The sequence below is a fragment of the Promineifilum sp. (SeqCode) genome, assembly GCF_041918635.1.
In the GTDB taxonomy this organism is placed as follows: Bacteria; Chloroflexota; Anaerolineae; order Promineifilales; family Promineifilaceae; genus Promineifilum.
Genome location: NZ_JAYRVJ010000522.1, coordinates 1 through 10154 on the forward strand (window position 1 = coordinate 1; position 10154 = coordinate 10154).

Genomic DNA, 10154 nt, shown 5'->3' on the forward strand with positions numbered 1-10154 from the left:
ATCGCGCAGAGAGGAGTAGATGCGCGGGTTGCGCAGCAAGCTCTTGGGGGTCATGACGATGAGCGGCAGTGGGTCGGTGGTCAACAGGGCGGCCTGCCGGCGCAAGAGGTGGAAGTATTGCGCCGCTGTCGTCGCGTTGGCTACGCGGATGTTCGTCTCGGCCGCCAGCTGTAGAAAGCGCTCCAGCCGGCCGGTCGAATGATCCGGCCCCTGCCCCTCGTAGCCGTGGGGCAGCAGCAGCACCAGCGACGGCGTCTGCTCCCACTTGGCGTGGCCGGAAACGACGAACTCATCGACGATGGCCTGGGCGGTATTGATAAAGTCGCCGTATTGCGCTTCCCAGACCACCAGTCGTTCGGGGGCCTGGATGTTGTAGCCGTACTCGAAGCCGATGGCCGCGGCCTCAGACAGAGGGCTATTGCGCACCTCGAAGGCGGCGCGGGCCTGGGGGATGTGCTGGTGGGGGATGTAGACCGCGCCGCTCGCCTCGTCGCGCAGCAGGGCGTGGCGCTGGCTGAAGGTGCCCCGCTCCACGTCCTCGCCGGTCAGGCGAATGGGCACGCCATCGGCCAGGATGGCGGCGAAGGCCAGCGCCTCGGCCGTGGCCCAATCCACCGTGGCCGCTTCCGGGTCGGCGAAGAGGTCGCGGCGGCGCTCCAGCAGGCGCATGAGCTTACGGTTCGGCCGGAAACCCTCGGGTAGAGCCAGCAGGGCATCGTTGAGGGCGATCAAGATCTCGGCCGGCACGCGGGTGCTGGCGCGTCGCGCCGCGCCGCCGGGGGGCGGCTTCAGTTGCGGCTCCTGGGTGGCGGCTGGCTCGGGGGGCAGGGACTGGTAGGTCTCGTTGAGCCGGTCGAGGGCTTGCTGAAAGAGCTTGTCGGCGGTGAAAGGCTGATCGGCCCCTTTTGCCTCTGAGGCGGCCGACTCGGTGGCGGGGATGATGCCCCGTTCGACCAGCGTCGCCGCCCATTGCTGGCGCACGGTAGGGTGGCGGTCGATGCGTTCGTACATCTGCGGCTGGCTGAAGCGCGGTTCGTCCCCCTCGTTGTGGCCGTAGCGCCGGTAACCCACGAGGTCGATGACGAAGTCAGTGTGGAACGTCTGGCGGTAGGCGCAGGCCAGCCGGGCGACCTCGACGCACGCCTCCGGGTCGTCGGCGTTGACGTGGACGACGGGAGCCTTGAACCCCTTGGCCAGGTCGCTAGCGTACAGGGTGCTACGCGCCTCCCACTGGGACGTGGTGAAGCCGATCTGATTATTGGCGATAATGTGGATCGTGCCGCCGATGCGATAGCCGCGCAACCGCTGCATGTTGATCGTCTCGGCCACAATGCCCTGGCCGGGAAAAGCGGCGTCGCCGTGGATGGCGATGGGCATGACGACGTGGGGGTCGAAGTAGGGCCGCCCCGGCCGGTCGACGCGGGTTCCGGCGGCGCGGGCCATGCCGGCGATGACCGGGTTGACGTGCTCCAGATGGCTCGGGTTGGGCGCCATCGTCACGACCAGACTGACCAGGTTGTTGGTCGCGTCGCTCTGGGTCAGGGAGCGGCTGGCCCCGGCATGGTACTTCACGTCGCCCGTCCAGCCCAGATAGTCGCGCGCGCCGCGCTCCTCGCCGGCCGAATCGCGGAACTCGCGCAGGATGTCGGCATAGGACTTGTTGAGGATGTGGGCCAGGACGTTGAGCCGGCCGCGGTGGGCCATGCCGAGCAGGATGGTGTAGATGCCCGCCTCGGCCGCCTCGCCGAGCATGATGTCCAGCATCGGCACCATCACGTCCAGCCCCTCGATGGAAAAGCGGGTTTTGCCGGGGAAGATGCGGTGCAGGAAGTGCTCGAACGCCTCGACGCGGGTCAACTGTTCCAGCAGCCAGAGCGGGGCCAGAGGCTCCTGGGGCGGGCGGAAGCGGCGGCTCTCAGCCGCTTCGCGTAACCAATCTCGCTCTTCGGGGATGCGGATGTGGTCGTAGTCGTAACCGATAGTCGATGAGTAGACGGCGCGCAGGCGGTTCACGGCCTCCAGGGCGTTGGCCGCGCCCGCGGCCAGCGGCCCGCCGATCAGTTCGGCCGGCAGGGCGCGCAGGTCGTCGTCGGTAATATTGTGCGCGGAGGGGTGAAGGGCAGGGTCGCCGGGCGGGTTCGCCAGGTCGAGCGGGTCGATGCGCGCCGCCAGATGGCCGTCCTCGCGAATGGCCGTCGCCAGGTTGACGGCCCCCATGATCTTCTCGACCGCCGGACGTGGCGCGCTATCAGGAGCGGGCCGCGTCTCCGGCGCGGCCTGTTCCGCGTCGACCGGCCGCCAGCCGTCGAAGATCACCCGCGTGGCGTCGTCGACGCTGCGTGGGTCTTGGCGGTATCTTTCGTAAAGGTCAAGGACGTAGCCCGCGTTCGGGCCGTGGAACTCGCGCCACAAATCCATGCGCGGGATGTTAGCAGGTTTTGACCATGCGCCCACCCCACACTCAATCAATTAACCACCAATAAACACGGATAAGACGGATGAACACAGATTGACTCTTTAGTTCAATCTGTGTTCATCCGTCTTATCCGTCAGAATCCGTGTTGAATTGATTAGCTCGCGCTCAGGCCAACCCAGAAGTGGTGGGGCAGAACCGTCCGTGTGCGCTGGACCTTGACCGGCCCGACGCTGATTTCTTCTTCCGCGAAGGAGGCGGTGTTCACCAGGCAGAGGTCGGGGGTCGCGCCATACTTCTCATGGTAATAATCGACCGCCCGCTGCACCTTTTCTTCCAGCGTCCGCCGCGCATCCGCATCCAACCAGAGCATTCCCGTCTTCATGGTCACACCTCGTCCTCATCAACTATCGGCGCGCTGCCCGGCGCGTCTTCATCTTCGTCGCTCAGCCAGACGGCCCCGCCGCGCGCGCTAAAGCTTTGCTGTTCCGGTGCAGGGGTCTCATCGCCGGCCAGCCGCGGGCGCGTGCTAAAGGGGCGGGCCAGCAGCCGCGGCCGGGCGACGTTGTACATCTCATTGAGCTTCATATGCAGGTCATAGTCGCCGATGTAGGCGGCCTGCAAATAGGACACGTCCTCGCCAGCCACGGCCAGGAAGTCGCCGCCGCCGTAGAGCGGCGGTAGTTGTTCCGCCTTCGCGCTGACCCAGGCCGGCAGCTTGGCCCCGGCGCCCAACCGGCCGATGACCTGCACCGAGATGGCCGCCCGCCAGGTGCGGTTGGCTAATTGCGGCGCGTCGGGCTGGTCGGTGGACAACACCAGGTGGATGCCCGCCCCCGCGCCATTCTGCAACAGCCGCAGCAGGTCGTGGCTGGCATTCTGGCCGCCCGCCTCCAGGAAGGAGACGACGTGATCCATCAGTACGACGATGCGCGGGCAGCGCACCCGCTCCTTGCGGCGATACTCCATTTCCTCGGCCAGGAAGTGGATGATCGTCTCGCAATCCGCCTGCGTCCCGGCCGGGTCGGTCAGCATGTGGGGCAGATAGCCGAGCGGTCGAAGCGGGTGGGCCGTCTGGCTGTGATCGGCTTCTAGACCGCGCGGGTCCATGACCAACAACTGCAAGTCCGACTGCCGGTTGGTGAACGCCAGCCCCGCGCCGATGGTCCGTAGCAAGTTAGTCTTGCCCGCGCCCAATTCGCCGGCGATCAGGACATGCTTGACGTGATTGGCGGCGAAACGGAGCAGTACCGGCTGCTCGCCGTTAGCCAGCCCAATCGGGGCGGTTGTCGGCGATAGATCGGGCAGGGAGGCGAGAAGCTTGAGCAGGGGGACCGGCGCCTCGTCGGGCCGCGAGACGCGCAGCCGCCAGTGGCCCTCTTCGTTCACCAGGGCCACGTCGCTGACACCCAGCGCCGCCATGAGGTCGTCCTTCAATCCGCGCACCTTTTCCAGGCCGGCCGCTAATTGGGTCTGGATGTCGAAGCTGATCGCGCGGGGCAGCACCGAGCCGCCATCGACCGTGGCCGGCACGTGGTGCTGGCGCAGCACGCGGTTGATCTGTCGCAACTGCACATCTAGCTGGTGGCGCAATCTGGTCTGTGATAGGGGTTCAGAGTCCATCACCCACTCTCTCAGTCCGCGCCAAGCGAACGAATGTTCTAATTGGCTCGGAAAAAAAGGGCGGTCACCTCTGACCGCCCACATCAGGCATTCGGGGCGCTTACGGCGTCTGCCGCAAGACCATCACCACCTTGCCCTGAACCTGCACGTCGGCCGGATTGACGTAGATGGCCTCCATGGTCGGGTTAGCCGGCTGGAGGCGCACTTGCTGTCCCTCGTTGTAGAAGTGCTTCAGGGTGGTGGTGTCGTTGCGCAGCCAGACGGCGACCATCTCGCCGTTCTTGGCTTCGTACTGCGGTCGCATGACGACGATGTCGCCGTCGTTGACCATCGCGTCGATCATCGAGTCCCCGCGCACGCGCAGGGCGAAAAGGCCATCGGGCTTCTCCGACAACATCGACCGGCTCAGTTCGACCGCGTCGTCCTCGTCATAGGTGCTGAAGGTATCGTTACCGGTCATCACCGGGCGGCCGGCGACAATGTCGCCGACCAGGGGGATCCGCACCAACCGATCAAGCGCGTCGCGCACGGCCGTCGCCACCTGGGTGACGCTCTGGGCCAACCCCTCGGCCTTCTCCGTCAGGCGCAAGCCGCGCGACACGTCGGGGTCGCGGTCCAGGTAACCCTTTTCCTCCAGCTTGCTGAGATTATAATTGACAACCGACGTGGAGTTGATGCCGACGGCTTTGCCTATCTCGCGGATGGTCGGTGGACGGCCATGCTCATCCATGTAACCCCGCGTGAATTGAAGGATACTCTGCTGCCGCTTGGACAAAGGCTTCTCATTCATAGAACCCACTCCTAATACCTACCAGCAGCGGTAGCCGCCACTACGCGGGGAAACCGCTCATTTGTTCTGAGTATAACACGAACACTTGTTCGCTGTCAAGGGGGCATTATTTTATGAGTTTCCAGCCTTTTGCCTTCCCCTCTCGCCGCTCGTACGTGGTGGCCCGGCATGGATTGGTAGCCACCAGCCAGCCGTTGGCTGCCCAGGCCGGGCTGGCCGTCTTGCAGGCAGGCGGCAACGCGGTGGACGCGGCGGTGGCGACCGTGGCGACGCTGTGCGTGGTGGAGCCGTGCTCGACGGGCATCGGCGGCGACGCCTTCGCGCTCATCTGGTCGGCGGCTGAGGGGCGGCTCTACGGCCTGAACGCCAGCGGCCCGGCCCCGGCGGCGCTGACGGCCGACCTGGTGCGTGGACAGGGGCACGTGACCTTCCCGGCGCGCGGCGGCCTGGCCGTCACTGTGCCCGGCAGCGTGCGCGGCTGGCAGTTGGCGCTGGAGCGCTTCGGCACGCGCGGGTTGGATACGCTGCTGGCCCGGCCGCTCGACTACGCCCGCAACGGCTTCCCCGTCAGCGCCACCATCGCCCGCGCCTGGCAAGGCTCGGCTGAGTTGCTGCGCCGCCTGCCCGATTCGAGCCGCGTCTGGCTGCCCGGCAGCCGCCCGCCGCGTGCCACGGAACTGTTTCGCAACCCGGAGTTCGCCGCCACGCTCCAGACGTTGGCCGAACAGGGCTACGATACCTTCTACGCCGGTCCCATCGCCGCCCAGATCGCCGCCGCGGTGCGGGCCGACGGCGGGGTGATGACGGAGGAAGATTTGGCGGCCTATCAAGCCGAGTGGGTGGAGCCGATCACCATTGCGTACCGCGACGGCTACGCTTTCCACGAGATTCCGCCCAACGGCCAGGGCCTGGCGGCGCTGCTGGCGCTGAACATCGTCAAAGGGTTCGACCTGGCTGGCTTGGAGTATGGCTCGGCCGATTACTACCATCTCCTGATCGAGGGGATGAAGCTAGGCTTCATCGACGCGCAGGCTTACGTAGGCGACCCGCGCCAGGTGGACGTGCCGGTGGCGGGGCTGCTGAGCGAGCGGTACGCGCGCCAGCGGCGGGCGCTCATCGACCGCGAGGCGGCGCGGTGGCCAGAGCCGGGACGGCCGCCGCGCCACGGCGATACGGTCTACCTGACCGTCGCCGACGAGGCGGGCAATATGGTCAGTTGGATTCAGAGCCTCTACATGGGCTTTGGCAGCGGCGTGACGGCCGGCGCGACGGGCATCCAGTTGCAGAACCGCGGCGCGAACTTCAGCCTGGAGCCAGGCCACCCCAACGAGGTCGCGCCGGGCAAGCGGCCCTATCACACCATCATCCCGGGCTTCATCACCCGCGACGGCCGGCCCTGGGCCAGCTTTGGCGTGATGGGCGGCTTCATGCAACCGCAGGGGCATTTACAGGTCGGGGTGAACCTGATCGACTTCGGCATGGACCCGCAGGCCGCCCTCGACGCGCCGCGCTTCAACTGGCTGCGCGGCCGCGAAGTGGCGCTGGAGGCGGCGGTAGGCGAGCCGGTGCGCGCCGAACTGGCCCGGTGGGGACACGCGCTGCTGCCTCGCGAGACGGCCGTCCACTACGGCGGCGGCCAGGTCATCCTGCGCGATCCGGATAGCGGCGTGCTCGCCGGCGGCAGCGAACCGCGCAACGATGGGGCGGCGGTCGGCTTCTAACGGGCGCTAGTGTTTTGTAACAATTCCTTTCATATCGGCGGTAAGTCGGCTATAATGGCGAATAGTGCGCAACTAGCTGCCCAGCAACCGCACGACCGCTTATCCGCACAACCTGCACCTTGAATCACAATTCATCACTACCCCATAAAGGAGATGTTTCCATGACTGTTAAGGTTGGTATTAACGGATTCGGCCGCATCGGCCGTCAGGTCTTCAAGGCCATCCGGGACAATTACGAGGGCGTTTTGGATGTCGAGGCCATCAACGACTTGATGCCGCCCGAGACCAACGCTCACCTGCTGAAATACGACTCGACCTACGGCAAGTTCAACGGCGAAGTCGAAGTGCGCGACGGCGACATTTACGTCGATGGCGAGAAGCTGAAGAGCTACGCTGAGAAGGACCCGGCCAAGCTGCCGTGGGGCGAGTTGGGTGTCGACATCGTCCTGGAGTGCACCGGTCGCTTCCGTGGCAAGGCCACGGCCGGCGCTCACCTGACCGCCGGCGCGAAGAAGGTCATCATTTCGGCTCCTGGCGACAAGGACATCGACGGCACGTTCGTCCTGGGCGTCAACGAGGAGACCTACGACCCGGCCACGCAGCACGTCATCTCCAACGCCAGCTGCACGACCAACGCCCTGGCCCCGGTCGCCAAGGTGCTGCACGAGAACTTCGGCATCAAGCGCGCGCTGATGACGACCATCCACGCCATGACCAACGACCAGAGCATCCTGGACGTGGCCCACAAGGATCTGCGCCGCGCGCGCACGACGGCCAACAACATCATCCCGACCTCGACCGGCGCGGCCCGCGCCGTCGGTCTGGTGCTGCCCCAGTTGAAGGGCAAGTTCAACGGCATGGCCTTCCGCGTGCCGACCGTCACGGTGTCCGTGGTGGACCTGACCGCCGAGCTGGAGAAGCCGGCGACGAAGGAAGAGATCAACGCCGCGTTCAAGGCCGCCTCCGAGTCTGAGGGCTGGATGGGCAAGGTGTTGAACTACAGCGAGGAGCCGCTGGTCTCGATGGACTTGAAGGGCGATCCGGCGTCCACCACGCTCGACGCGCTGTCCACTGACGTGCTCGACGGCAACTTCGCCAAGATCGTCAGCTGGTATGATAACGAGTGGGGCTATGCCTCGCGTCTGGCCGACCTGACGGCCTTCGTGGCCGAGCGGCTGTAAGAGGAAGAAGGAATCCACAGATTTCACAGATGACATAGATTCAGAAGTTGTAGGTTGTTGGTCGTTCGTAGACAATGACTACGTTCCAATCTGTGTAATCTGTGAAATCCGTGGATGCTCTCTAACCGCCGGCTGCCCTAAATCGGGGTAGCCGGCGGTTTTGTTTTGGGCCGCTGGCGCTTGGCGCTACAATCGCGCGAACCATGGAACTGAAGGAACTGGAAGCGCGCATGCACGACTTTGTGGCGGCCAAGGGCTGGTATGCGCCTGACTCGCCCAAGGCGCAGACGCCGAAGAACCTGGCCGTCTCATTGGCGCTGGAGGCGGCCGAGGTGCTGGAGCACTTCCAGTGGCGGGCCGAGGTGCGCGACCGGGAAGCGCTGGCGGGCGAGTTGGCCGACGTCGCCCTCTATTTGCTCCAACTGGCCAGCCTCACCGGAATCGACCTGGAGCAAGCCATCCTTGATAAGTTGGCGCACAACCACGGGCGCGAGTGGCCCGAGCCATGAAAATTCTGGCCGTCAGCGATCGCGTCCTGGATAAGCTTTACCACGGCCACGCCCGTCATACCCTCCCGGATATCGATTTACTCATCGGCTGCGGCGACCTGCCCTTCTACTATCTGGACTTCCTCACGTCCGCTTTCGACGCGCCGCTGGTGTACGTGCACGGCAACCACGATCACGGCCCGCAATATGGCGACGACGGGCGCGTGTGGAGCGAGGTGCGCGGCGGCGTCAACATTCACGGCAAGGTTGTCGCCCGCAGAGGGCTGATCCTGGCCGGGCTGGAAGGTTCCATGCGCTACAAAGCCTACAGCGATTACATGTACACCGAGCGCGAGATGCGCCTCGTTGTGGCCCAATTGGTGCCGCGGCTGTTGTGGAACCGGCAGCGCCTGGGTCGGGCGCTCGACATCCTGGTGACCCACTCGCCGCCCTTTGGCGTCCACGACCGCTCCGACCTCCCCCATACCGGCTTCAAGGTCTTTCTGAGCTTCCTGCGCCTCTTCAAGCCGCGCTACCACCTGCACGGCCACATCCACATCTACCGACAGGACGAAGTGACCCGCACCCAGGTCGATGAGACGACGGTCATCAACGTCTATCCCTATCATGTCCTACAATTAGACTGATCGTTGGCGCGTAAAGCAGTAGTCCCTATCACTCCTGTCCACTCTCCCCCGCTTCCTGGCTCCCCCGCGCCCCCGCTCCTCTTCCCATTGCCGCCCCACCCCAATTGGCCTACAATGGCGGCCATTGTTAAAGGATTGGTTGACTTTCCAGACAACGCCCTCGTAGGTGTCATGGAGTTCGCGGCAACGCCCTGAAGCAGCGGGGTAGCTGTGATCTCTGTGGATGCTTCTTACCGGCAAAGGAGGCGGCATCGTGGAGGCGACCGCGACCGCGCGATGGGATCCAAAAGAACTGGTGGCGCCCACGCTGCGCTATTTACAGCAGCCGGCGCAATTGCTGCGGGGCTACAACCGGGAGCACCTTCGCCCTGACCTGATCGCCGGACTGACCGTCGGCGTTGTCCTGCTCCCCCAAGCCATCGCCTTCTCGCTTCTGGCCGAGTTGCCGCCGCAGATGGGCCTGTATACGGCCATCGTCGGCGGCGTGGTCGCGGCGCTGTGGGGCTCCTCCGACCAGCTCCATAGCGGGCCGACCAACGCCCTGTCGCTGCTCATCCTCTCGACGCTGGTGACCACACGCACGCCCGGCTCGGCCGACTACATCGTCGCCGCCGGCTTGCTGACGCTCATGGTGGGGGTGCTCCAACTGGTGCTGGGCCTGCTCCGGCTGGGCTTCGTCGTCAACTTTGTCTCCCACTCGGTGATTGTCGGCTTCGCCACCGGAGCGGGCGCGCTCATCGCCCTGCGCCAGTTAGGGCCGCTGCTGGGCATCCGGCTCTCCAGCGACAACGTCGTTGATACCCTGAGCAGCCTCGCCGGGCAGCTGACGGCGACCGACGTGATCACCGCCGGCATTGGTCTGGGCACAATGGTGGTGATCATCCTGGTGCGGCGCTTCGCGCCACGGCTGCCCGGCCCGCTCATCGGCATGACCGTGGCCGCCATCGCCGTCGCCCTGTTGGGCGAACGGGCGGACGGCGTGGCCGTCATCGGCGCGCTGCCGCGCAGCCTGCCGCCGCTGACCCGCCTGTCGGTCTTCGAACTGGACACCATCGCTCAGCTGTCGACGGGCGCGCTGGCCGTCGCCGCCATCGGTCTGGTGCAGACGACGGCCATCTCCCGCGCCGTGGCCGGCCAGACGCGCCAGCGGCTCGATAGCAATCAAGAGTTCGTCGGGCAAGGGTTAGCCAGCATCTTCTCCGCGCTGTTCTCCGGCTACGCCGTGTCCGGCTCGTTCTCCTGCACGGCGGTCAACTTCCGCGCCGGGGCGCGCACGCGGGTCGCTGCGGTC

The 10154-nt window shown here is 65.6% G+C and carries 9 protein-coding genes; 5 read left to right on the forward strand and 4 right to left on the reverse strand.

Features of this window, described 5'->3' with window-relative positions; translation table 11 throughout:
• From ACE3UY_RS15625 to lexA, 4 genes are all read right to left on the reverse strand, one after another.
• On the reverse strand, window positions 1-2418 hold a 2418-nt coding region (locus tag ACE3UY_RS15625; protein WP_374688427.1), incomplete at its 3' end, for a 2-oxoglutarate dehydrogenase E1 component.
• Window positions 2419-2570: 152 nt separating this feature from the next.
• Window positions 2571-2804, reverse strand: a complete 234-nt coding sequence (locus ACE3UY_RS15630) for a hypothetical protein (RefSeq protein WP_374688428.1) — start codon at window positions 2802-2804, stop codon at window positions 2571-2573.
• A complete protein-coding gene (locus ACE3UY_RS15635) occupies window positions 2801-4036 on the reverse strand; it encodes an FtsK/SpoIIIE domain-containing protein (RefSeq protein WP_374688429.1) in 1236 nt (411 codons plus the stop codon). Before ACE3UY_RS15635 ends, ACE3UY_RS15630 begins: the two co-directional genes overlap by 4 nt.
• A 100-nt stretch (window positions 4037-4136) precedes the next feature.
• Complete coding sequence (gene lexA, locus ACE3UY_RS15640) at window positions 4137-4826, reverse strand: transcriptional repressor LexA (RefSeq protein WP_374688430.1); 690 nt, start codon at window positions 4824-4826, stop codon at window positions 4137-4139.
• Window positions 4827-4939: 113 nt separating this feature from the next.
• Here lexA and ggt point away from each other — a divergent pair, with 113 nt between their 5' ends.
• The 5 genes from ggt to ACE3UY_RS15665 all read left to right on the forward strand — a co-directional run.
• Window positions 4940-6547, forward strand: coding sequence for a gamma-glutamyltransferase (ggt, locus tag ACE3UY_RS15645; protein WP_374688431.1), 1608 nt, complete (start codon window positions 4940-4942; stop codon window positions 6545-6547).
• Between the two features lie 161 nt (window positions 6548-6708).
• The gene (gene gap / locus ACE3UY_RS15650; RefSeq protein WP_374688432.1) at window positions 6709-7728 is read left to right on the forward strand and encodes a type I glyceraldehyde-3-phosphate dehydrogenase; all 1020 of its coding nucleotides are present in this window, start codon (window positions 6709-6711) and stop codon (window positions 7726-7728) included.
• A 203-nt stretch (window positions 7729-7931) separates the two neighbouring features.
• Complete coding sequence (locus ACE3UY_RS15655; RefSeq protein WP_374688433.1) at window positions 7932-8237, forward strand: nucleotide pyrophosphohydrolase; 306 nt, start codon at window positions 7932-7934, stop codon at window positions 8235-8237.
• On the forward strand, window positions 8234-8863 hold the full coding sequence (locus ACE3UY_RS15660; RefSeq protein ID WP_374688434.1) for a metallophosphoesterase: 630 nt from the start codon (window positions 8234-8236) through the stop codon (window positions 8861-8863). Before ACE3UY_RS15655 ends, ACE3UY_RS15660 begins: the two co-directional genes overlap by 4 nt.
• A 223-nt stretch (window positions 8864-9086) precedes the next feature.
• Window positions 9087-10154: SulP family inorganic anion transporter (locus tag ACE3UY_RS15665; RefSeq protein WP_374688435.1), on the forward strand; the 1068-nt coding region annotated here is incomplete at its 3' end.

What these genes read in the sequence shown, in the direction of transcription:
- gap (WP_374688432.1), top strand. Translation starts at nt 6,709, where the DNA reads ATGACTGTTAAGGTTGGTATTAACGGATTCGGCCGCATCGGCCGTCAG.
- ACE3UY_RS15655 (WP_374688433.1), top strand. Translation starts at nt 7,932, where the DNA reads ATGGAACTGAAGGAACTGGAAGCGCGCATGCACGACTTTGTGGCGGCC.
- ACE3UY_RS15635 (WP_374688429.1), bottom strand. Translation starts at nt 4,036, where the DNA reads ATGGACTCTGAACCCCTATCACAGACCAGATTGCGCCACCAGCTAGAT.
- ggt (WP_374688431.1), top strand. Translation starts at nt 4,940, where the DNA reads ATGAGTTTCCAGCCTTTTGCCTTCCCCTCTCGCCGCTCGTACGTGGTG.
- lexA (WP_374688430.1), bottom strand. Translation starts at nt 4,826, where the DNA reads ATGAATGAGAAGCCTTTGTCCAAGCGGCAGCAGAGTATCCTTCAATTC.
- ACE3UY_RS15660 (WP_374688434.1), top strand. Translation starts at nt 8,234, where the DNA reads ATGAAAATTCTGGCCGTCAGCGATCGCGTCCTGGATAAGCTTTACCAC.